Source organism: Streptomyces alanosinicus, from assembly GCF_014650595.1.
Classification (GTDB): domain Bacteria; phylum Actinomycetota; class Actinomycetes; order Streptomycetales; family Streptomycetaceae; genus Streptomyces; species Streptomyces alanosinicus.
Map to the genome: position 1 here is coordinate 23,441 of NZ_BMVG01000035.1, position 21,239 is coordinate 44,679.

Below are 21,239 nucleotides of genomic sequence, written 5' to 3' on the forward strand. Positions count from 1 at the left end.
CCGGCGGCTCGCACGGCGCGGCGGGCCGCCGCATACCCCACTCACCTGTCGGAAAGAGAGTTCGCATGTCCCTCCTGGAGGCCGCGTCCCCCGCCCTCGCCCTTGCCCCGGGCGCCCACTGGACCACCCCGGCCGGTGTGGCGGTGCGGCGCACCGTCGAGCCGGCCGGCTCCGCCGCGAGCGTGCGCGCCGCGCTGGAGAGCGCCCTGGACGAGCGGCGCGGCCTGCTGCTCTTCCGCGGCCACGACCGGGTGATCGGCTATGTCGACCCGCCGCTGGAGATCGATGTGCGCGGTGACGTGCTGACCGTCACCGCCCTCAACGACCGCGGCCGGGTGCTGCTGCCAGCGGTGCGCGGTGCCGTGGCGGGCACGCTGCTGCTGCGGGAGGCCGGCGACGGGCGCGTCAGCGGGGTGGCCGCCGTCGCGGACGGCGAGTTCGCCGAGGAGGAGCGGACGCGGCGGGCCGGGGTGTTCGGCGCGCTGCGCGCCCTGGTCGGTGCGCTCGCCGGGCCCGACGGGGATCTGCTGGGCCTGTACGGCGCGTTCGGCTACGACCTGATCTTCCACCTCGACCCGGTGGACCTGCGCACACCGCGGGCCGCGGGCGACCGCGACCTGGTGCTGCAGCTGCCCGACGAGATCGTCGACCTGGATCTGCGGCGCGATGTCGCGGTGCGCCACGCCTACGAGTTCACCTTCGGCGGCCGGGACACCTGCGGGCTGCCGCGCGGCACCGCCGCGGTGCCCTACCGGCCGGGCCGGCCGGCCGAGGAGCGTGATCACGCGCCGGGCGAGTACGCCGGTGTCGTACGGCGCGCGATGCCGTACTTCGAGCAGGGCGAGCTGTTCGAGGCGGTGCCCGGGCAGGTGTTCCGGCGGCCCGCGCCGCAGTCGCCGTCCGCCCTGTTCCGGCGGCTGCGCGCGCAGAACCCGGCGCCGCACAGCCTGCTCGCCCATCTCGGCGAGGGCGAGTACCTGGTGGGGGCGTCGCCGGAGATGTTCGTCGACGTGGCCCGCGAGGACCTTCCCCTGGGGCGGGGGCTGATGGTGCGCACCTCGCCGATCAGCGGCACCGCGCCGCGCGGCCGCGACGCCTTCGAGGACGCCGCACGCGTCAAGGAGCTGCTGGCCTCCGTGAAGGAGGAGTCGGAGCTGACCATGTGCACCGACGTCGACCGCAACGACAAGGCGAAGGTGTGTGTGCCGGGCACGGTCCGGGTCACCGACCGGCGCCGTATCGAGCGCTACTCGGCGGTCATCCACACCGTGGACCGGGTGGAGGGCCGGCTGCGCGAGGACCGGGACGCGCTGGACGCGTTCCTCGCGCACCTGTGGGCGGTCACCGTGACCGGCGCGCCCAAGCTGGCGGCGGTGCAGTTCATCGAGGACGTGGAGCGCTCCCCGCGCCGCTGGTACGGCGGCGCGGTGGGCCGTGTCGGGCTCGACGGGACGCTGGAGACGGTGCTGACGCTGCGCACCATCCAGCTGCGCGACGGGGTGGCGACCGTGCGCGCCGGGGCGACCCTGCTGCATGACTCCGACCCGGCCCTGGAGGAGCGGGAGACCGAGCTGAAGGCGCGTGCCCTGCTGCGGGCGCTGGAGTCCGATGACCTCAACTCCTCGGATTTCTCCGGGAGTTCGGCCGTCGACGAGGTACCGGAGGGGGTCGGGGCGGGTCTTCGGGTGCTGCTCGTCGACCACCGCGACTCCTTCGCGCACTGCCTGGCCGACTATCTGCGCCAGACCGGCGCGCAGGTCACCACCTACCGGGCCGGCCGCCATCTGCCGGTCATCGAGCGGGAACGCCCCGACCTGGTGGTGCTCTCCCCCGGCCCCGGCCGCCCCGCCGACTTCGGCCTGTCGGACACCCTCGACCTCACCGGGCGTCTGGGCATCCCGGTGTTCGGCGTGTGTCTGGGCCTGCAGGGCCTGGTGGAGCACTGCGGCGGCACGCTGGGCACGCTGACGACGCCGGTGCACGGCAAGCCGTCGCGGGTCAGCGCCGTCGACGGCGGCGGGCGGCTGCTCGACGGGCTGCCCGACACGTTCGAGGTGGGCCGCTACCACTCGCTGTACGCGCGCCCCGACCAGCTGCCGCCGGACCTGCGCGTCACCGCCCTGACCGAGGACGGAGTGGTCATGGCCGTCGAGCACCGCAGCCGACCGCTGGCCGCGGTGCAGTTCCACCCCGAGTCGATCATGACGGCGCGTGGTGCGGTCGGCCGCCGGATCGTCGCCAACGCCGTTGCCTCGCTGACCCGTTCGGCCGTGCGCGGCTGACCGGGCCGAGCCCCCCTTCCCCCCTTTTTCTCCCGGAGGTTTCCATGGCGCTCGCCGCCAGCGAGGTCCAGCTGTGCATCATCGGTGCCGGGCCGCGCGGACTGTCCGTGCTCGAACGGCTCTGCGCCAACGAGCGTGCCGCGCCCCGGCACACGGCGGTGACCGTGCACGTCGTCGACCCGCATCCGCCGGGCGCCGGCCGGGTGTGGCGCACCGGCCAGTCGCGGCAGCTGCTGATGAACACGGTGGCGTCCCAGGTGACGGTGTACACCGACGACAGCGTCGATGTCGCCGGGCCCATCCAGCCGGGCCCGAGCCTTTATGAGTGGGCCGTCGCGTTCGGCCGGGGCCCGAAGAGCGCGGACGCCGGCGAGGAGCGGGTGCGGGGCGAGGCGGCACGGCTGGGCCCTGACAGCTATCCGACGCGGGCGCTGTACGGGCGCTATCTGCAGGAGGTGTTCGCCCGCGTCGTCGCCGGCGCGCCACGGCACGTCACGGTGCGGGTGCACGGCTGCCGGGCGGTGGCCCTGGACGATGCCGCGCTGCCGGGCGGCGCGCAGCGCGTACAGCTGGAGGACGGCACCGTCCTGGACGGTCTGGACGCGGTGGTCAGCGCGCAGGGGCATGTGCCGCTGCGTCCGTCGCGGCGGGAGAGCGAGACGGCGCGGAAGGCGGCCCGGCACGGGCTGCGCTATGTGCGGCCCGCGAACCCGGCGGACGTCGACCTGTCCGGCGTCGGGGCCGGGCAGGCGGTGGTGCTGCGCGGTCTGGGCCTGAATTTCTTCGACCACATGGCGCTGCTGACGTGCGGCCGTGGCGGACGCTTCGCCCGCACCGCGGCGGGCACGCTGGTGTACCACCCCTCGGGCGAGGAGCCGCGGCTGTACGCGGGTTCGCGGCGGGGCGTGCCGTACGCGGCGCGCGGCGAGAACCAGAAGGGGGCGTACGGCCGGCATGTGCCGCGGGTGCTGACCGAGCAGGTCGCCGAGCGGCTGCGCAAGGAGGCGGGCGGGGCCGGCCTGGACTTCCGGCGGCAGCTGTGGCCGCTGATCGCGAAGGAGGTGGAGAGCGTCTACTACGGTGCGCTGCTGGCCGAGCGCGGCCGGGCCGGTGAGCGGGCCGCCGCCGTCGACGCGTATCTGGCGGCGCAGGGCCCGCGGCAGGAGGCCGAGGTCCTGGACCGGTACGGCGTCGCCGAGGGCGACCGGTGGGACTGGGAGCGCGTCGCCCGCCCGTACGCCGGGTGTTCCCTCGCCGACCGGGACGCGTTCCGGTCCTGGCTGCTGGCGTATCTGGCGGCGGATCTGCGCGCGGCGCGGCAGGGCAATGTCGACGGGCCGGTCAAGGCGGCGCTGGACGTGCTGCGCGATCTGCGCAACGAGATACGACTCGCGGTCGACCACCGCGGTCTGGACGGCGCCTCGCACCGCGACGACCTGGACGGCTGGTACACCCCGCTCAACGCGTTCCTGTCGATCGGCCCGCCCGCGTCCCGTATCGAGGAGATGCGGGCGCTGATCGAGGCGGGCGTTCTGGAGGTGCTCGGCCCGGGGTTGCGCGTGGAGCTGGACACGCAGGGTGGTGAACCGGCGTTCGTGGCCTGGTCGGACGCGGTGCCGGGGCCCGCGGTGCGGGCCCGGACGCTCATCGAGGCGCGGCTGCCGGAGCCGGATCTGCGCCGTACCGCCGACCCGCTGCTGCACCGGCTGTTGGCCACCGGGCAGGCGCGGCTGCACCAGGTGCCGTCGCCGTCGGGCGCGTACGAGACCGGCGGGCTCGCGGTGACACCCCGCCCCTACCGGGTGCTGGACGCGCGCGGCGCGGCACATCCGCGGCGGTTCGCGTACGGGGTGCCGACAGAGGCGGTGCACTGGGTGACGGCCGCCGGCATCCGGCCCGGCGTCGACTCGGTGACGCTGGGCGACTCCGACGCCATCGCGCGGGCGGCGCTGGCCGTCGGCCGGGCGGACGCGGTGGGCTCCGTGGACGAGGTGCCGATGGAGGCGGCGGCATGAACGTGACCATGGACTCCGGGGTGTTCGCGGCGGCAGACCTCGGGCTGCTGTCGCCGGTGCGGGCGGGTGGCGCGGTGGAGGCGGCCGTCGGGGACGTGGCGTGGCTGCAGGCGATGCTCGACGCGGAGGCCGCGCTGGCCCGGGCACAGGCCCGCCTCGGCACGGTGCCGACGGAGGCGGCGCGCACCATCACGGGGCTCGCCCGCGCGGAGCTGCTGGATGTGCGGGCGATCGCGCTGGCCGCGCGGGAGACCGCGAACCCGGTGGTGGCGCTGGTGTCGGCGTTCACCGCGCTGGTGGCGCGGCGGGATGCGTCCGCCGCCGAGTATGTGCACCGCGGCTCGACCAGCCAGGACGTGTTCGACACCGGGGCGATGCTGGTGGCGCGGCGCGCGCTGCTGCTCGTACTGGACGAACTGGACGCCTGTGCGGGGGCGTTGGGGCGGCTGGCCGCCGAGCACCGGGACACCCCCCTCGCCGGGCGGACGCTGGCGCTGCAGGCGGTGCCGACGACGTTCGGCCTGAAGGCGGCCGGGTGGCGCCATCTGGTGCTCGACGCCCGTGCCCGGCTCGCGCGGGTCGTGGAACACGGGTTGCCGGTCGCACTCGGCGGCGCCGCCGGCACGCTGGCCGGCTATCTGGAGTACGCCGCCGTCGACGCGCGGATGAGTGACGTCGAGGGGTATGTGCGGGAGCTGGTGGAGGCGTTCGCGGACGAGACCGGGCTCGCGGTGCCCGGCCTGCCGTGGCACGCGCTGCGCACACCGGTCGCCGACCTCGGGGCGGCGCTGGGCTTCGCGGCCGGCGCGCTCGGCAAGTTCGCCGTGGACGTACAGCTGCTCGCCCGTACCGAGACCGGCGAGGCGGCCGAGCCCACCCCGGCCGGGCGGGGTGTGTCCTCGGCGATGCCGCACAAGGCCAACCCGGTCCTGGCGACGCTGATCCGCAGCGCGGCGCTCCAGGTCCCGCATCTCGCGGCCGGGCTGACGCAGGCCCTCGTGTCGGAGGACGAGCGGTCGGCGGGCGCCTGGCACGCCGAGTGGCAGCCGCTGCGCGAGGCGTTGCGGCTGGTGGGCGGGGCCGCCCGCTGCGCCGTCGAACTCGCCGAGGGGCTGCGCCCCGACCCGCGGCGGATGCGCGCCAACCTGGAGCTGACCGACGGCGCCCTGGTCACCGAACGCCTCACCGCGCATCTGGCCGGTGCGCTGGGCAAGGCGACGGCACGCGCGGTCCTCACCGAGGCGGCGACGCGGGCGCGCGAGAGCGGCCGGCCGCTGGTGTCGGTCCTGTCGGCCGACGAGCGGATCACGGCCGCCGGGTTCACCGCGGAGCGCCTCGCGCACCTGCTGGACCCGGCGGCCTACACCGGGGCCGCGGCCGCCCTCGTCGACCGGTCGCTGGCGCGCTGACGCCGTCGGCCACGCGCAGGTCACGGCGGGTCGATGAGGCCCGCCTGGGCCGCGCGTACCCCGGCCTGGAAGCGGGAGGAGGCGCTCAGGCGGGACATCAGGTCGGCGACATGGCGCCGGTAGGTGCGCACGGACAGACCCAGTTCGCGGGCGGCCCGGGCGTCGGTGTGGCCGCGGCCGAGGGCGAGCAGCACGCGGGCGGCGGTGCCCTCCTCGGCCCACAGCAGCCGGTCGGAGCTGTAGGCGGACAGGTCGGCGGCCTGGTTCCACACGGCGGTGTGCAGGGTGCTCAGCGTCTGCGCGTGGCCGCTGTCGCGGACCACGGAGACATGGGCGGAGCGGGCCGCGGGCACCAGGGCGACCGTGCTGTCGTACACCGCCGTGGTGGGCAGCTCGGAGGGGGACAGCCGGATCTGGGCGCCCTGGCCGGCCAGTTCGCGCAGCCGCTCCATGGCGTCCTCGTCGCCGAGCAGCCGGGAGGGGAACAGCAGGCGTACGTCGCCCTCGCGCAGCAGCAGTTCGGCGTTAAGGCGCGCCAGCAGCGCGGGCTGGTCGCCGCCCGCCGCCGCGGAGACGGTGACCTGGGCGAGCACGGTGTGGTGCAGGGCGCGGTGGACGATCTGGGCGGCGACCGGTTCGGCGCCGCCCCGGTGCACCACGGTGTCGGGGACATCGAGTTCACGGAGCATTCCCGCCAGTTCGGCGAGTTGGTCCGCGTGGCGGCGCAGCACGTCACGGTCGACGCCGACCGGAGTGCGGTGGGCGTCGGCCACGGGGCGGGCGTGGCCCCGGGTGTGCTCAAGTCGCGATGCGCTCATCCCTGTCTCCTCGGTCAGGCACGCGCACCCGGCGGGCCGGCACGCCAGGTGCGCGCGGTGGGGCGTCTGCTGTGGTGGCTCCAGGCGGCGCGGGGCCGCGGGGCGGGCGGGCCGTCGGCGGCGGCCGAGTCGCGGGCAGCCGAGTCGCGGGCGGCGAGGGCGTGCAGCACCGCCACGACGGCGGCGAGTTCGTCGGCGTCGGCGCTGCCGCGGACGACGCGGACGACGTGTCTCTGTTCTTCGGGGCCGTTCATACGGGCTGGTTCCCGTGCTTGCGCTCGGGCAGCCGGGCGTGCTTGGCGCGCAGCATGCGCAGGCCGCGGATGAGGGCCTGCCGGGTGTCGCGCGGGTCGATGACGTCGTCGACGAGGCCGCGTTCGGCCGCGTAGTAGGGGTGCATCAGCTGGTCCTTGTACGCGGCGACCAGCCGGGCACGGGTGTGCTCGGGGTTGTCGGACGCGGCGATCTCCTTGCGGAAGACCACGCCCGCGGCGCCTTCGGCGCCCATGACGGCGATCTCGTTGGTGGGCCAGGCGTAGGACAGGTCGCAGCCGATGGAGCGGGAGTCCATCACGATGTACGCGCCGCCGTACGCCTTGCGCAGGATGACCTGGACGCGGGGGACGCTGGCGTCGCAGTACGCGTACAGGAGTTTGGCGCCGCGGCGGATGATGCCGTCGTGCTCCTGGTCGGTGCCGGGCAGGAAGCCGGGCACGTCGACGAGGGTGACCAGGGGGATGTTGAAGGAGTCGCAGAACTGCACGAACCGCGCGCCCTTCTCGGAGGCGGCGATGTCGAGGGCGCCGGCGCCGGCCATCGGCTGGTTGGCGACGATGCCCACGGTCTGGCCGCCGAGGCGGGCGAGGCCGACGAGCAGATTGGGCGCCCAGCGTTCGTGCAGCTCGAACCAGTCGCCGTCGTCGACGATCTCCTCGATGACGCGGCGCATGTCGTAGGCCTGGTGCGGGTCGGCGGGCACCAGGTTGACCAGGACGTCGTTGGCGCGGTCCGCGGGGTCGTCGGTCGGCTCCTGCGGGGGCAGTTCCCGGTTGTTGGCGGGCAGCAGCGACAGCAGATGGCGTACGTCGGCCAGGCAGGACTCCTCGTCGTCGTGGAGGAAGGTGGAGACACCCGAGCGCGCCGAGTGGACGTCGGCGCCGCCGAGTTCGTCGTGGCTGACCTTCTCGCCGGTGACCGCCTGTACGACGTCGGGCCCGGTGATGTACATCTGCGCGGTGCCGCGGACCATGAACACGAAGTCGGTCAGCGCCGGCGAGTAGGCGGCGCCGCCCGCGCACGGCCCGAGGATCACGCTGATCTGCGGGACGACGCCGGACATGCGGACGTTGCGGGTGAAGATGCCGCCGTAGCCGGCGAGCGCGGTGACGCCTTCCTGGATGCGGGCGCCCGCGCCGTCGCTGAGTGCGACGAGCGGGGCGCCTGCCGCCTCGGCCATGTCCATGATCTTGTGGATCTTCTGGGCGTGGGCCTCGCCGAGGGCGCCGCCGAAGACGCGGAAGTCGTGGCCGTAGACGAAGACCTGCCGGCCGTCGACGGTGCCCCAGCCGGTGACGACGCCGTCGCCGTACGGCCGCTTCGCCTCCAGTCCGAAGCCCGTGGCGCGGTGCCGTCGCATGCCCTCCACCTCGGTGAACGATCCCTTGTCCAGGAGGAGTTCGAGGCGTTCACGGACGGTGAGCTTGCCGCGGGCATGCTGGCGTTCGGTGGCGGCGGCGTCCGCGCCGTCCGTCACGAGCCGGCGGACGCCGGCGAGTTCGTCCAGGCGCTCGTGCATGGACGCGCTGGTCCGGGCGACCAGGGACTCCAGCTCCTCGGTGTCGGCGGGGGCCGTCTCAGCGGTCCGCACGGGCACCGGCGGGCCGGCCTGCGGAACGGTCGTCATCGGGAACTCCTCCTCGGCGTCAGGACGCACAGCGGTCCGGCCACGCTAAGCAGCTCTTCGCGGGGGCGGACAGTGCTGTTCCCCGCAGGGAGAACGGCCGCCGCCTTTGGTGACATCGGCGTGTTTCCTGCGACGCCCCCCGGTAGCGGCATCCGTATATCCCGGACGGAAATCGGCACGGTCCTAAGGGGAATGGGAGAGACCGGCCGGAACACTTTTCGTGGCCGTCGGCCCGCCGGGTCGCTACGTTCTGACCACCCCCCGCAGGAAGGAGGCGGCGACCCCTTTTCCCTTTCTCGTCCGGAGGTACGAAGCGAGCAATGAGAAAGAACTGGGCAATGGCAGAAGCTGACCGGGGCCCGGGCCTGTCCCGGCACCGCACCGCCGTGGTGGCCGACCCGTTCCCGGTGTCCCGGCAGGCGGTGGCCTCGCTGATCCGGCACTCCGATGCCGTGGATGTGGCCGAGCAGGCCGGCGACCAGCGGGCGGCGCTGGAACTGCTGCGCCGGCTGCGTGCCGACGTGGTGATCAGCGATGTGGATCTGGAGCGCCGCGGCGCCGGACTCGCCCTGTGCCGCCAGGCCAAACGGCTGCCGGACCCGCCCACGGTGCTGATCTTCACGGGGGCCGACGACCCCGCGGTGGTGGCCGCCGCCCTGGCCAGCGGCGCCGATGGTTTCGTGCACCGCACGGCCAGTCCCGAGCGGCTGTTGCAGGCCGTGGACACCCTCGCGGCCGGGCGGCCGGTGTGGTATCTGCGCGAACACGGCCCGGGTGCCGCCCGCGACAACACCACATCCCGCATTCCGGGGCTCACCGCCCGCGAGCAACAGGTGCTCGGGCTGCTGCTCGGCCGTTACTCGAATGACGAGATAGCGGGCGAGCTCCATCTCGCCCGGCAGACCGTCAAAAACCATGTGAGCAGTGTTCTGCAGAAAATCGGCGTGGCCAGCAGAAAGGATCTGCTGATCTCCCGCGCCCCGCTGGCCCGCGTCGGCTGACCCGCGTCGGCTGACCCGCACACCGGCGCGGGCCGCATGTCCCATAAGAGGCATCGAGCGGCACCGAAGAGGAATTTCTTCGCCCATGACCGCTGCCTAGCATTTTCAGCGACAGGGGCCGTCCGTCACCATCCCCCGCACGGACGGCCCCTGTTCCCCTGTCTTCCCTTGTCTTCCCTTGGCCGCGTTGTTCGCGTTGTTCGCTTTCCGCGTCGCGCCCGATCCGTCCCGTGAACCATGGAGGTACCAGCACCGTGAGCGCACCAGTTCCCGCCCCCCGCTTCCGGGGCCGCGTCGCCCTCGTCACCGGGGCGAGCCGGGGCATCGGACTCGCTGTGGCCGAGCGGCTCGTCGCCGAAGGCGCCCAGGTGTGTCTGACCGCCCGCTCGCCCGAGCCGCTGGCCGAGGCGGTCGCCCTGCTCGGCGGCGAGCGGCACGCCATCGCCGTCGCCGGGAAGACCGACGATCCCGAGCACCAGGCGGCGGCCGTGCACGCGGCGGTCGAGGCGTTCGGCCGGCTCGACGTCCTGGTCAACAACACCGGGATCAACCCGGTGTTCGGCGATGTCCTCGACCAGCCCGACAGCGCGCTGCGCAAGCTGTTCGACGTCAATGTGATCGCCGGGCTCGGCTGGCTGCGCCAGGCGCGGCGCGCCTGGATGGGCGAGCACGGCGGGTCCGTGGTGAACATGACGGCCGTGGCCGGGCAGCGGCCCGCCACGGGCATCGGCGCGTACGGCGCGAGCAAGGCCGCCGTCATCCACCTCACCCAGCAGCTCGCCCAGGAGATCGGCCCGCGGATCCGGGTCAACGCGGTGGCGCCGGCGGTCGTACGGACCCGGTTCGCCGCCAAGCTGTACGAGGAGCGGGAGACGGAGATAGCCGCCGACTACGCGCTCGGCCGGCTCGGCACGCCCGAGGACATCGCGGCGGCCGTCGCCTATCTGGCCTCCGAGGACGCGTCGTGGGTGACCGGTCAGACGGTCACCGTGGACGGCGGTCTGATCGCCACCGGCGGAGGCATCTGATGGCGGCGCGCAGGGCCCGGCACCGCCTGCGCCGCCTCGTGTGGCAGCTGGTGGCCCGCCCCGAACCCTCGCCCACCGTCCCGACGGCCGCCGGGGAGCGGACATGACCACCGCGGCCTTTCTCGTCATCGGCGACGCCCGCACCCGCGCCGGCGAACTGCGCCGGCTGCAGACGCACGCCCGTGAACTCCACGACGCCGAGCTGATCCTGTGCAAGGAGCAGCTCGGCCACGAGGACCGCGGCGCCGTACGGCACTGCGTGGAGAGCGACCTGGAGCCCAGCGCGACGACGCTGGCCTCGGTGCTCGCGTTCGCCCGCCGCCGCGGTCTGAACATCACCGGCGTCCTGCCGCACTGCGACACGGGCGTCGCCCTCGCCACGATGATCGCGGACCGTCTCGAACTGCCCGCCGCCGACCCGGTGCGGGCCACCGCGGCGGTGTGCGGGTCCACGTACCGGCGCGCCGAGGCGGAACTGCCCGCGCGGCCCGCGTTCCTGCGCGCCCCGGCCGCCCGCGAGGTCCGCGACGAGCCGGAGGCGCAGGCCTTCCGGGACGCCGTGGCGCCCGCCGAGGCGCGGCTGCGCCCGGTGGTGACCGGAGGCGGCGCCGGGGTGCGGGCGGGCGCGGCCGGCACCATGCGCGGTGCGCTCTCCCGGCCGGCGCCGCGGCCCGGGACCACGGTGATCGCCGAGGAGTTCCCCGCCGGTGCCCGCTTCTACGGCGTCGACCACGTGGCCGGCTTCGCCTGGGTCACCGAGCAGGAACTCCTCGACGGGTCCGGCCGGCTGGTGCGGCAGCAGATCGTGCCGGCGCCGCTGGACGCGCAGGCCGAGGCGCGGCTGCTGCACACCGGGTTCACGGCGGCCGAGGTGTGCGGTTTCGACGGCAGCGTCTTCCACGCCGATGTGCTGCGGCTGCCCGACGGGTCGACGAGTGTGCTCGCGCCCGCGCTGCGCCCGGACCGGCTCGGCGGCTGGCAGCTGGCCTCGCTCGCCTTCCCCGACCTCGACCCGTGGGAGCAGTGGCTCCAGTACGCCTGCGAGGGCACGCCCGCGTTCGGCGTGTTCGACCAGCGTGCGGTGGCGGGCATCCGCCGTGTCCGCGCGCCGCGCGACGGGGTGCTGTCGGCGGCGCCGTACCCGAGGGTGTCCCGGCTCCTCGACGAGCACGACCCGTATCTGCGCGAGGTGTCGTTCACCAAGCGGCTCGGCGACCGGGTCACCCGGGACATCACCCACGAGGACGACTTCCTCGGCCATGTCATCTGCGCCACGCCCACCTACGACCAGACGCGGCAGACCCTGCTGGACTGCACGCGCCGCATCGAAGACGCCCTGGAGATCTCATGAGCACCGTCGTCGTCGTGGGGGCCGGTGTCGCGGGCCTCGCCGCCGCCCTGTCGGCCGCGGCCGCCGGTGCCGATGTCACCGTGGTCGCCAAGGAACCGCTGCCGGCCGGGTCCGACAGCGTCGACGCCGCCCAACTGGCCGAAGTCCTCGATGAGTTCGCGGGCCGGGGCGAGGAGATCCTCGCGGCCGGCGAGCACGCGGGCGATCCGGCCCTGGTGAAGCGGGTGTGCCGCAGCGCCGGCCGGCTCGCCGCCCAGTTCGGGTCTGCCGCGCGGACGCCGCGGGCAGGCGCCGCGCCCCGGGACCCGGACGCGCTGGAGGAATGGCTGAGCGGCCGGCTGCGGGCCGCGCTCGCGGACCGGCTCACGATGCCCACGGCGAGCGGAGCGGTCCGCACGCTGCCGGGGCTGCGCGCCACCGAGGTGCTGCTCGACGCCGAGGGCCGGGTGCGGGGGCTTGCCGCGCTGAACACACGGACGCTGGAGACCGTCGAGTTCGACGCGGACGCCGTCGTCCTCGCCGACGGGGGCGGCGCCGCGATGTACGCGCCGTCCGCGTCGGCGGAGGCGGTGTGCGACGGTCTCGCGCTCGGCCTCTCGGCCGGTGCGGAGGCGATCGGCATGGAGTTCGTCGACTTCGACCCGGCGGGCCTGGTCACCGATGTGATCGCCCGGGACGGCAGCCCCGTCACGGAACTGCTGACCCTGCCGGGCAGCCGCCTCGTCGACGTCCTCGGCGAGTGCGTCGCCGAGGGCGGGCGAGGGGCCTCGCGTGCCGAGCTCGCCCGCGCCGTGCACGCCCGGATCCTCGCGGGCCGCGGCTTCGACGACGGCTCCGTCCGCCTCGAACCGGGCGGCGCCGCCCGCGACCTGGCCGAGCTGCGGCCCGCGGCCTGTGCACGTCTGGTGCAGGCCGGGTTCGACCCTGCGCGGGACACCGCGCTGCCGGTGCGCCCGCGCGCACGGGCGCTGCTCGGCGGCCTGCGCACCGACGCCCGGGGCGCGACCGGCGTGCCCGGCCTGTACGCGGCGGGCGACAGCGCCGGCGGAATCCACGGCGCCGCCCGCGAGGGCGCCGACGGTCCGGCCGCGGCGGCCGCCTCGGGCCGCATCGCCGGCCGCCACGCCGCCGCCGAGCACGCCACCGCGCCCACGGTGGGCGGTCCGCGCCCCACCGGCGGGTTCCGGTTCGCGGGCCGCGGGCCCGACTCTGCCGAGGCGATCCTGCGGGAGCTGCGCACCGGCATGTATCTGAAGGCAGGGCCGGTGCGGGACGCCGAGGGGCTGACCCAGATGCTCGGCCACCTGGGCGTCCTGGAGCAGCGGCTACGCCATGTCGGCGTGACCCCGGGCCCGGGCGCGGCCGCGCAGATCGCCGCGTATCTCGACGTACGTCATCTGCTGCTGGCCTCGCGCGCGATCGTGGAGGCGGCGCTGCGCCGCGAGGAGTCGCGGGGCGCGCACGTCCGCTCCGACTTCCCCGAGGCCCGGCGGGAGTTCGTGGGGTACGGGGTGCGGCTGGAGCAGGGGGTTCTGGCCTGGCGGGTGTGTGCGCGGCGGGCGGTGCCGGTGGGTGCCGGGTAGCGGGTACGACGAGTCCGACACGTACGACACGTACGACGGGTACGACACGTACGACGGGTACGACACGTACGACGGGTACGACGGGTACGACGGGTACGACGGGTACGACGGGTACGACGAGGGGCCGGGTGCGGGGTTGCATCCGGCCCCTCGGCGTACCCGTCGTATGTGTCGTCCATGCGCCAACAGGCCGTTCGCGCACAACAGTTCGCCCCGCCGGGTGGGGATCCCGGCGGGGCGGAGACAGATGGTGGGCGGAGGTCAGAAGAAGTAGCGGCTCACCGACTCGGCGGCGCAGACCGGCTTGTCGGTGCCCTCGCGTTCCACGGTGACCGCGGTGGTGACCTGGATCGCGTCGCCGACGTACGTGGCGTCGGCGATGCGGACGCGAGCACGGACCCGTGAGCCGGACGGCACCGGGGCGGGGAAACGTACCTTGTTCACGCCGTAGTTGACGCCCATCGTCGCGCCCTCGACGCGCATGGCGCGCGGCACGAGCACGGGCAGCAGCGACAGCGTCAGATAGCCGTGCGCGATGGTGGTGCCGAAGGGACCCGCGGCGGCCCGCTCGGGGTCGGTGTGGATCCACTGGTGGTCGCCGGTGGCGCGGGCGAACAGGTCGATGCGGTCCTGGTCGACGGTGAGCCAGTCGGTGGGGCCGAGCTCCTCGCCGACACCGGCGAGGAGCTCGTCGGAGGAGGAGAAGACGCGTACGTCGGTCATGTCAGGTGCTCCCTGTCTCAGTTGAGCGGTCCGCCGGCGACGTACAGGACCTGCCCGGAGACGAAACCCGAGCCCGCGCCGGCCAGGTACGACACCGCGTCGGCGACGTCCTGCGGCGTGCCCACCCGGCGTACGGGGATCTGCGCGGCGCAGTCCTGCCGGAACTGCTCGAAGGTGATGCCCATGCGTTCGGCGGTCGCGGCGGTCATGTCGGTGGCGATGAAGCCGGGCGCCACCGCGTTCACGGTCACACCGAAGCGGCCGAGCTCGATGGCGAGGGTCTTGGTCAGGCCCTGCAGACCGGCCTTGGCGGTGGCGTAGTTGGCCTGACCGCGGTTGCCGAGCGCGGAGGACGAGGACAGGTTGACGATGCGGCCGAAGCCGGCGTCGACCATGTGCTTCTGCACGGCGCGGGACATCAGGAACGCGCCGCGCAGATGCACGCCCATGACGGTGTCCCAGTCGGCGGCGGTCATCTTGAACAGCAGGTTGTCGCGGAGTACGCCCGCGTTGTTGACCAGCACGGTGGGTGCGCCGAGCCGCTCGGCGACCTCGTCGACGGCCGCCGTGACCTGCGCCTCGTCGCTGACGTCGGCGCCGACGGCGAGCGCCCGCCCGCCGGCCTTCTCGATCGCCGCGACGGTGTCGGCGCCGGCCGCCGCGTCCAGGTCGAGCACGGCCACCGCGTATCCGTCGGCGGCGAGCCGCCCGGCGGTGGCCGCGCCGATTCCTCGGGCGGCGCCCGTCACTATGGCGGTGCGCTGCGGGGCGTCGGCGGAGTCGGTCATCTCTGGTCTGCCTTTCGCGGGCGTCGATGGACGTCTGTGGACGTCTGTGGACGTCTGTGGGCTTCGGTTGGCTTCAGTTGGCTTCGATGAGGCACAAGGTAGGCGGGATACGGTCCCGCGCGCCGTACCGGTGTTCCGTAAGGAACACGCGGGGGCACGTCGGTGACATTTCCCTTTTCCCGGCTCCCGGCGACCTCCTAACGTTCTGGTCATGCCGAGGCCGCACCGCCGAGCGAACAGCGAAAAGGCGGAGCCCGTCATCAAAATGCAATTCGAGCACATTCCACCTGGAGGATGAAATGCCGGTTGTCACCGTGCTGCAGGGCCCCCGCGACATCGAGCTGAAGCGGGACCTCGTCACCCGCATCACCGACTCGTTCGTCGAGTCGTACAACATTCCGGCGGAGACGGTCCAGGTGTGGTTCACCGAGGTCCCGGCCGACAGCTGGGGCGCCGCCGGCAAGCTCACCGCCGACAGCTGATTTCCCCTCCCTGCCTCGGTGCCGGGCGCCGTCCTCCCCCCGCGACGCCCGGCACCGACGCATGCCGTAGCCGAAGGAGTTAGCCGTGCCGGAATCCTGGCCGAGCTGTGGGAGAGCTGACGAGATGACCACGACGCTGCCCGAGGCACCCCCCGGTGTGGACACCGACCGGCTCTCGGACTGGCTGGACCGCCGGCTGCCCGGCGCCGGCCCGCTCACCGAGGTGCGGCCGCTGACCGGCGGGCGCTCCAATCTGACCTACCGGATCGTGTGGGGCTCGCGCACCCTGGTGCTGCGCCGTCCGCCGCTCGGCCATGTGCTCGCCACCGCCCACGACATGGCCCGCGAGTACCGGGTGCTGTCCGCCCTCGCGGGCAGCGACGTCCCGGTGCCGCCCGTGTACGGACTCTGCAACGACCCGGACGTTCTCGGTGCCCCCTTCTACGTCATGGGGTTCACCGACGGCACCACCTACCGCAGCGACGCGGAACTCGCACCGCTCGGTCCCACGTCGGCCCGGCGCGCCACCCATGCGCTCGTCGACACCCTGGCCCGTCTGCACGCCGTCGATCCGACGCGGGGGGGCCTCGGGGACTTCGGCCGCCCCGAGGGGTTCATGGCCCGGCAGGTGCGCCGCTGGCGCCGGCAGTGGGAGGACTCGCGCACCCGCGACGTCGCCGGCGCCGACGCCCTCAACGACCGTCTCGCGGCGAGCTGTCCGGCCTCCGCGCGCACCGGCCTGGTGCACGGCGACTACAAGCTCGACAACGTACTGCTGGACCGCGCCGACCCGGGCCGCGTCACCGCGGTGCTCGACTGGGAGATGGCCACGCTCGGCGACCCGCTGGCCGACCTCGGCATGCTCTGCATGTACTGGGACGGCTTCGCCGGGGTGGACCGGGCGCCCGTCGCCTCCCCCGGGGTGCTGCCGGGCTGGCCGGGGCGCGAGACGCTCGTGGAGCGTTACGCGGCGCACCACCCCGACGGCCTCGAACACCTCGGCTGGTACACGGCGTTCGGCTTCTACAAGCTCGCCGCGATCCTGGAGGGCATCCACTGCCGCACCGTGCGCGGACTGACCGTCGGCGAGGAGAGCGCCGACCTGGCCGCGGCGGTCCCGCTCCTGGTGACCCGCGGCCACGAGGCCCTGGACACGGCGGTCTGACACACAGTCAGACACGTGGTCTGCCCCCGGCCCCCCGCCCCTCCCCCGACCTCCCCTGTCTCGCCCGAAACGGACACACACATGGACTTCGCGTACGACGCACGCACCGAAGAGCTGCGCACGAAGCTGCGCGCCTTCCTCGACGAGCATGTGATCCCGGCCGAGCCGGTCTTCCACGCCCAGCACGCCGAGGGGCACCCGTGGGGGCGGCCACCGGTCCTCGAACAGCTCAAGGACGAGGCCAGGCGGCAGGGGCTGTGGAATCTGTTCCTGCCCGACGACCGGTTCGGGGCGGGGCTGACGAACCTGCAGTACGCGCCGCTGGCGGAGATCACCGGCCGCAGCCCGTTCATCGCGCCGGAGGCGGTCAACTGCGCCGCGCCCGACACCGGCAACATGGAGGTCCTCGCCCTGTTCGGCACGCCCGAGCAGCAGGAACGCTGGCTCAAGCCGCTGCTGGACGGCTCGATACGGTCGGCGTTCTGTATGACCGAGCCGGACGTCGCGTCGTCCGACGCGGCCAACATCGCCACGCGGATCGAGCGCGACGGCGACGAGTACGTGATCAACGGCCGCAAGTGGTGGTCGTCCGGCGCGCTCGCCCCCGAGTGCGAACTGCTCATCGTGATGGGCAAGACCGACCCGGACGGGCCGCGCCACCGCCAGCAGTCCATGATCCTCGTACCGCGCGACACCCCGGGTGTCACGGTCGAGCGCGGGGTCCATGTCTTCGGCTACACCGACGGCCCGCACGGCGGCCACGGCGTCGTCGCCTTCGACGACGTCCGGGTGCCGGCCTCGCACATCGTCAAGGGCGAGGGCGAGGGCTTCGCGATCGCCCAGGCCCGGCTCGGACCGGGCCGCATCCACCACTGCATGCGGCTGATCGGCATGGCCGAGCGCGCCTTCGACCTGATGTGCGAGCGGGTCAGCGAACGGGTCGCGTTCGGGCGGCCGCTGGCCGAGCAGGGCGTGGTGCGCGAGTGGATCGCCGAGGCACGGGTGCGCATCGAGCAGGCGCGGCTGCTGGTGCTGAAGACCGCGTATCTGATGGACACCGTGGGCAACAAGGGCGCCCACACCGAGATCCAGGCGATCAAGATCGCGGTGCCGGCGATGGCCGAGTGGGTCATCGACAAGGCCATCCAGGCGCACGGCGGCGGCGGTGTCTCACAGGACTTCCCGCTGGCCGAGCTGTGGGCCCACGCGCGCACCCTGCGCCTGGCCGACGGCCCCGACGAGGTCCACCGCGCCTCGCTGGCCCGCCGCGAACTGCGCCGCTACGCACCGGCCGGCTGACCCCGGCGCCCTCAGCACCTTCCGGATCTCACCGGATCCCGTCGGCTCCCGCCGGCTCCCGCCGCCCCGCTCGCCTTTCGCGAGCGGGGCGGTTTTTTTGCTGTGCGGGAATGCGACCCGGTACCGGCGGTACCGGGTACCGGGTTAGTCGGTACCCGGCGGCCCATGGAATCGAGCCAACTCCCGCCTAATGTTTTCTGCATGACGAACAGTGAATTCAGGCGGATACACTCCGCGGATTCGGATTCGCCATTCCAGGCCTCGGACAATGAACGCGTCGTGGTCACCGGAATAGGCGTGGTCCTTCCCAATACCCTGACGGTCGACCAGTTCTGGTCCAATATCTCCGGTGGCCGCTCCCAGGTCGGCCGGCTGACCCGGTTCGACGGCGAGCAGGCCGGCCTGCCGGTGTACGCGGCGGCGGAGATCTCCGGCTTCGACCACCACCCGTTCCTGCCGGAGCTCACCGACGCGCACGCGGCCAAGTACTCCCGCGAGATCCTCATCACGATGTCCGCGGTGGCCGAGGCCCGCCGGGACGCGGGGCTCGTGCCCGGCGATCTCGACCCGCGCCGGCTCGGCATCGTCATGTCGTCCTCGCGCGGCCCCTTCTCCTGGTGGCGCGACGTGCTGACCGGAGCCGACCCGGACGCGTTCGGCGACAAGGGCGCCATGTTCCGCGGTCTGCCGGGCTGCCCGGCCACCCTGTCCGCGATCTACAACGGCGCCCAGGGCCTGGTCACCACCGTCTCCAACGCCTGTGTCGGCGGCCACCAGGCCATCCAGCTGGCGCTGCGCGAGCTGCGCTCCGGCGCGGCCGACGCGATGCTGGTCGGCGGCCACGAGTTCCCGATCGTGCCCGAAGTCGCCTCCTGCTACCGGGCGATGGGCCACGGCGTCCTCTCCTCCGAGCGCGACGACCCGAGCCGCGCCGTACGCCCGTACAGCAACTGCCGGGAGGGCTTCGCGCTCGGCGAGGGATCGGTCGTGCTGTGCCTGGAGCGCGAGTCGGTCGCGAAGGCCCGCGGCGCCCGCGTCTACTCCGAGATCCTCTCGGCCGCCTCGCTCAACGAGGCCGCGCACCCCACCACCATGGATCTGACCGGCAAGGTGACCGCCTCCGTCATCGAGGACGCGCTCAACGAGGCCGGCCGCTCCGCCGATGACGTCGACTACTTCTGCGCCCACGGCACCGCCACCCGCTACAACGACATCGCCGAGTCCCGCGCGCTGCGCGCCCTGTACCCGGAGCGGACGGTGGGGCAGCTGCCGCCGCTCAGCTCCAACAAGCCGATCTACGGCCACACGTTCGGCCTGGCCGGCGTCATCAACGTGGCGGCCACCAGCCTGATGGTCCACCACCGGACCATCGCCCCGACCATCAACTTCACCCAGCCCGACCCCGAGTGCGACCACGACCATGTCTTCGAGGGCGCCCGGCCCGCCGAGATCGACCTCGCCGTGTCGATGTCGTTCGCCTTCGGCAGCCAGACCGCCGTCGTCGCGGTGGGAGCGCCGTCATGAGCCGCCCGCTGATCGCCGCGGACGTCGACGAGCTGGTGCGGGCCCTGGTCCGCCCCGGTGACCACGTCCACCTGGCGGGCACCCCGTCGCGGCCCAACGCCCTGACGTACGCGCTGTGCCGGGTGTTCGGCGCCGACGGTCATCTGACGGTGTCGACGACCGCGGTGCACTCCTCGGCGCACGCCCTGGCGCTGTCCGGGGTCGCCGACAAGGTCATCGCGGGTTTCGCCGGGGACACCTATCCGTCACCGCGCCCCAATCCGCTCTACGCCTCTCTGCACGACGGTGAGCCGTTCACCTTCGAGGCCTGGTCACTGCTCGCCTATGTGCAGCGGCTGATCGCCGGCGCGCAGGGCGCCCCGTACGCGGTCACCGCCTCGCTCGCCGGCACGGATCTCGCCGAGGACAAGCCGGGCGTGCTGCACCGGGTGCCCGACCCGGCCGACCCCGAGCGCGAGGTGCTGCTGCTCGAACCGCTGCGCCCGGACGTGGCGCTGGTGCACGGCGCGGTGGCCGACGAGGACGGCAACATCGCCCTGGTCCCGCCGCTCGGCGAGGGCGCCTGGTCGGCGTACGCGGCCCGCCGCGGGGTGATCGCCTCCGTCGAACGCATCGTCTCCCGCGCGGAGCTGGCGAAGATCGCCGACCGGGTCGTCATCCCGGGCCAGCGGGTGCTCGGCCTCACCGAGGCACCGCTGGGCGCGCACCCGCAGTCGCTGCGCACCGACGGCCTGGCCGGGGTGGCCGGCTACCTCGACGACTACGACTTCCTGGAGGAGATCGTCGCCTCCTGCCACGGCGAGGAGCGCGGCCGGGACTGGTACCGGGAGTGGGTCGCCGGCTGCCCCAGCCACGAGGACTACGTCCGCAAGCTCGGCGCGCGGCGCCGTCGCGCGCTCACCGAGCCGGGCACCGGTCCCGACGACGGCTACGAGGAGGAGACCCGGCTCTGGCTCGACGTGGCGGCCGCCGAACGGTCGGCCCGTGAACAGGCCTCCGTGCACACCGTGGGAAAGGAGTCGGCAGCGCCCCCGGCACCGCGGCCCGTGCCGCAGCCCGTGCCGGTGCCCGCCACCCGGCAGGAGCGGCTGATCGTGCTCGGCGCGCGCGCCGTCGCCGACCAGGTCCGCCGCCATGGCTACGACACGCTGCTCGCCGGAATCGGCACCTCGCACATGGCGGCATGGCTCGCCGCCGAGCTGCTGCGCTCGGGCGGCCACGACGTCAAGGTCGTCGCGGAGCTGGGCATGTACGGCTTCACACCGGAACCCGGCGACGTGTACCTGTTCAGCCTGCTGCACGCGCCGCGCAGCGAGATGCTCGCCGGTATCCCCGAGATCCTCGGCGGGATGGTCGCCGCCAACCCGCGCGCCCTGGGGGTGCTGGCGGCGGCGGAGATCGACCCGACCGGCACCATCAACACCTCGCGGGGCGCCGACGGCCGCTGGCTGACCGGCTCCGGCGGCGCCAACGACATCGCCTCCAGCACCGACTGCGTCGTCATCGCCCCGTCCTCGCGTCGCCGCTATGTCGAGCGGGTCGGCTACCGCACCAGTCCCGGCGGCCGGGTGCGCGAGGTCGTCTCCGACTTCGGCCGCTTCACGCGGCTGGCCCCCGAGGGCGGGTTCCGGCTGGCCACCTGGCTCGGCCCCGACGACGACGCCCCGCTGGCGGACACCGCCGAGGCCCTGGAGCGGCGCGCCGCGCAGGCCGTCGCCGAGCGCACCTCCTGGCAGCCCGACGTCGCGGGGGTGAGCGCCGAAAAGCCGGTCACCGAGGAGGAGTTGACGCTGCTGCGCGCCCTCGACCCCGACGGCCGCTACCGCTGAACACCACCGCCCCGCACCGCACATCGCCCGCTCTTCTTC

18 protein-coding genes are annotated in these 21,239 nt (G+C 73.8%); 13 read left to right on the forward strand and 5 right to left on the reverse strand.

The annotated features are described in order from the left end of the window. Positions 1-65 precede the first annotated feature (65 nt). The 3 genes from IE277_RS37610 to IE277_RS37620 are packed head-to-tail and all read left to right on the forward strand — an operon-like array spanning position 66 to position 5,706. Positions 66-2,282: an anthranilate synthase component I gene (locus IE277_RS37610; protein WP_189958228.1), complete on the forward strand. Its 2,217-nt coding sequence runs from the start codon at positions 66-68 to the stop codon at positions 2,280-2,282. A gap of 44 nt (positions 2,283-2,326) precedes the next feature. Next, the gene (locus IE277_RS37615) at positions 2,327-4,297 is read left to right on the forward strand and encodes an FAD/NAD(P)-binding protein (RefSeq protein WP_189958229.1); all 1,971 of its coding nucleotides are present in this window, start codon (positions 2,327-2,329) and stop codon (positions 4,295-4,297) included. Then, complete coding sequence (locus tag IE277_RS37620; protein ID WP_189958230.1) at positions 4,294-5,706, forward strand: nitrosuccinate lyase; 1,413 nt, start codon at positions 4,294-4,296, stop codon at positions 5,704-5,706. Before IE277_RS37615 ends, IE277_RS37620 begins: the two co-directional genes overlap by 4 nt. Before the next feature lie 20 nt (positions 5,707-5,726). Here the strand turns inward: IE277_RS37620 and IE277_RS37625 are convergent, their stop codons facing one another. From IE277_RS37625 to IE277_RS37635, 3 genes are read right to left on the reverse strand one after another with little or no spacing between them, the layout of a single operon-like run. Further along, entirely contained in the window at positions 5,727-6,524 is a 798-nt protein-coding gene (locus IE277_RS37625) for a helix-turn-helix transcriptional regulator (RefSeq protein ID WP_189958231.1), read from the reverse strand. A gap of 14 nt (positions 6,525-6,538) precedes the next feature. Beyond that, entirely contained in the window at positions 6,539-6,778 is a 240-nt protein-coding gene (locus IE277_RS37630) for an acyl-CoA carboxylase epsilon subunit (RefSeq protein ID WP_189958232.1), read from the reverse strand. Then, positions 6,775-8,319 carry an acyl-CoA carboxylase subunit beta gene (locus IE277_RS37635; protein WP_189958274.1) on the reverse strand — a complete coding sequence of 515 codons (1,545 nt, stop codon included), beginning with the start codon at positions 8,317-8,319 and terminating at the stop codon, positions 6,775-6,777. Before IE277_RS37635 ends, IE277_RS37630 begins: the two co-directional genes overlap by 4 nt. A gap of 446 nt (positions 8,320-8,765) precedes the next feature. Between IE277_RS37635 and IE277_RS37640 the strand changes: the two genes are divergently transcribed. From IE277_RS37640 to IE277_RS37660, 5 genes are all read left to right on the forward strand, one after another. Continuing rightward, a complete protein-coding gene (locus tag IE277_RS37640; RefSeq protein ID WP_189958233.1) occupies positions 8,766-9,428 on the forward strand; it encodes a response regulator in 663 nt (220 codons plus the stop codon). A 254-nt stretch (positions 9,429-9,682) separates the two neighbouring features. Further along, entirely contained in the window at positions 9,683-10,456 is a 774-nt protein-coding gene (locus IE277_RS37645) for an SDR family oxidoreductase (protein WP_189958234.1), read from the forward strand. A gap of 103 nt (positions 10,457-10,559) precedes the next feature. After that, entirely contained in the window at positions 10,560-11,807 is a 1,248-nt protein-coding gene (locus tag IE277_RS37650) for a hypothetical protein (RefSeq protein WP_189958235.1), read from the forward strand. After that, positions 11,804-13,390 carry an FAD-dependent oxidoreductase gene (locus IE277_RS37655; RefSeq protein ID WP_189958236.1) on the forward strand — a complete coding sequence of 529 codons (1,587 nt, stop codon included), beginning with the start codon at positions 11,804-11,806 and terminating at the stop codon, positions 13,388-13,390. The genes IE277_RS37650 and IE277_RS37655 overlap by 4 nt, the downstream gene beginning before the upstream one ends. Then, entirely contained in the window at positions 13,380-13,664 is a 285-nt protein-coding gene (locus IE277_RS37660) for a hypothetical protein (protein ID WP_189958237.1), read from the forward strand. The genes IE277_RS37655 and IE277_RS37660 overlap by 11 nt, the downstream gene beginning before the upstream one ends. On the opposite strand, the gene IE277_RS37665 is transcribed toward IE277_RS37660, so the two are convergent. After that, the gene (locus tag IE277_RS37665; RefSeq protein ID WP_189958238.1) at positions 13,652-14,113 is read right to left on the reverse strand and encodes a MaoC family dehydratase; all 462 of its coding nucleotides are present in this window, start codon (positions 14,111-14,113) and stop codon (positions 13,652-13,654) included. The two genes, IE277_RS37660 and IE277_RS37665, sit on opposite strands and share 13 nt — an antisense overlap. A 17-nt stretch (positions 14,114-14,130) precedes the next feature. Further along, positions 14,131-14,901, reverse strand: coding sequence for a 3-oxoacyl-ACP reductase FabG (gene fabG / locus IE277_RS37670; protein WP_189958239.1), 771 nt, complete (start codon positions 14,899-14,901; stop codon positions 14,131-14,133). A gap of 299 nt (positions 14,902-15,200) precedes the next feature. On the opposite strand from fabG, the gene dmpI reads away from it, so the two are divergent. From dmpI to IE277_RS47995, 5 genes are all read left to right on the forward strand, one after another. Beyond that, positions 15,201-15,383 (forward strand): 4-oxalocrotonate tautomerase DmpI, encoded by a 183-nt coding sequence (gene dmpI, locus IE277_RS37675; protein ID WP_189958240.1) that lies wholly within the window; start codon positions 15,201-15,203, stop codon positions 15,381-15,383. A 124-nt stretch (positions 15,384-15,507) separates the two neighbouring features. Beyond that, positions 15,508-16,548, forward strand: a complete 1,041-nt coding sequence (locus tag IE277_RS37680; protein ID WP_189958241.1) for a phosphotransferase family protein — start codon at positions 15,508-15,510, stop codon at positions 16,546-16,548. 81 nt (positions 16,549-16,629) lie between these two features. Then, complete coding sequence (locus IE277_RS37685; RefSeq protein ID WP_189958242.1) at positions 16,630-17,847, forward strand: acyl-CoA dehydrogenase family protein; 1,218 nt, start codon at positions 16,630-16,632, stop codon at positions 17,845-17,847. 279 nt (positions 17,848-18,126) lie between these two features. Further along, entirely contained in the window at positions 18,127-19,371 is a 1,245-nt protein-coding gene (locus IE277_RS37690; protein WP_229882252.1) for a beta-ketoacyl-[acyl-carrier-protein] synthase family protein, read from the forward strand. Beyond that, on the forward strand, positions 19,368-21,200 hold the full coding sequence (locus IE277_RS47995) for a CoA-transferase (RefSeq protein ID WP_229882253.1): 1,833 nt from the start codon (positions 19,368-19,370) through the stop codon (positions 21,198-21,200). Before IE277_RS37690 ends, IE277_RS47995 begins: the two co-directional genes overlap by 4 nt. Positions 21,201-21,239 lie beyond the last annotated feature (39 nt).

Coding starts and splice junctions, on each gene's coding strand:
- IE277_RS37665 (WP_189958238.1), bottom strand. CDS start 14,113: ATGACCGACGTACGCGTCTTCTCCTCCTCCGACGAGCTCCTCGCCGGT.
- IE277_RS37655 (WP_189958236.1), top strand. CDS start 11,804: ATGAGCACCGTCGTCGTCGTGGGGGCCGGTGTCGCGGGCCTCGCCGCC.
- IE277_RS37635 (WP_189958274.1), bottom strand. CDS start 8,319: ATGCACGAGCGCCTGGACGAACTCGCCGGCGTCCGCCGGCTCGTGACG.
- IE277_RS37620 (WP_189958230.1), top strand. CDS start 4,294: ATGAACGTGACCATGGACTCCGGGGTGTTCGCGGCGGCAGACCTCGGG.
- IE277_RS37640 (WP_189958233.1), top strand. CDS start 8,766: ATGGCAGAAGCTGACCGGGGCCCGGGCCTGTCCCGGCACCGCACCGCC.
- IE277_RS37630 (WP_189958232.1), bottom strand. CDS start 6,778: ATGAACGGCCCCGAAGAACAGAGACACGTCGTCCGCGTCGTCCGCGGC.
- IE277_RS37615 (WP_189958229.1), top strand. CDS start 2,327: ATGGCGCTCGCCGCCAGCGAGGTCCAGCTGTGCATCATCGGTGCCGGG.
- IE277_RS47995 (WP_229882253.1), top strand. CDS start 19,368: ATGAGCCGCCCGCTGATCGCCGCGGACGTCGACGAGCTGGTGCGGGCC.
- IE277_RS37650 (WP_189958235.1), top strand. CDS start 10,560: ATGACCACCGCGGCCTTTCTCGTCATCGGCGACGCCCGCACCCGCGCC.
- fabG (WP_189958239.1), bottom strand. CDS start 14,901: ATGACCGACTCCGCCGACGCCCCGCAGCGCACCGCCATAGTGACGGGC.
- IE277_RS37680 (WP_189958241.1), top strand. CDS start 15,508: ATGACCACGACGCTGCCCGAGGCACCCCCCGGTGTGGACACCGACCGG.
- IE277_RS37610 (WP_189958228.1), top strand. CDS start 66: ATGTCCCTCCTGGAGGCCGCGTCCCCCGCCCTCGCCCTTGCCCCGGGC.
- dmpI (WP_189958240.1), top strand. CDS start 15,201: ATGCCGGTTGTCACCGTGCTGCAGGGCCCCCGCGACATCGAGCTGAAG.
- IE277_RS37685 (WP_189958242.1), top strand. CDS start 16,630: ATGGACTTCGCGTACGACGCACGCACCGAAGAGCTGCGCACGAAGCTG.
- IE277_RS37625 (WP_189958231.1), bottom strand. CDS start 6,524: ATGAGCGCATCGCGACTTGAGCACACCCGGGGCCACGCCCGCCCCGTG.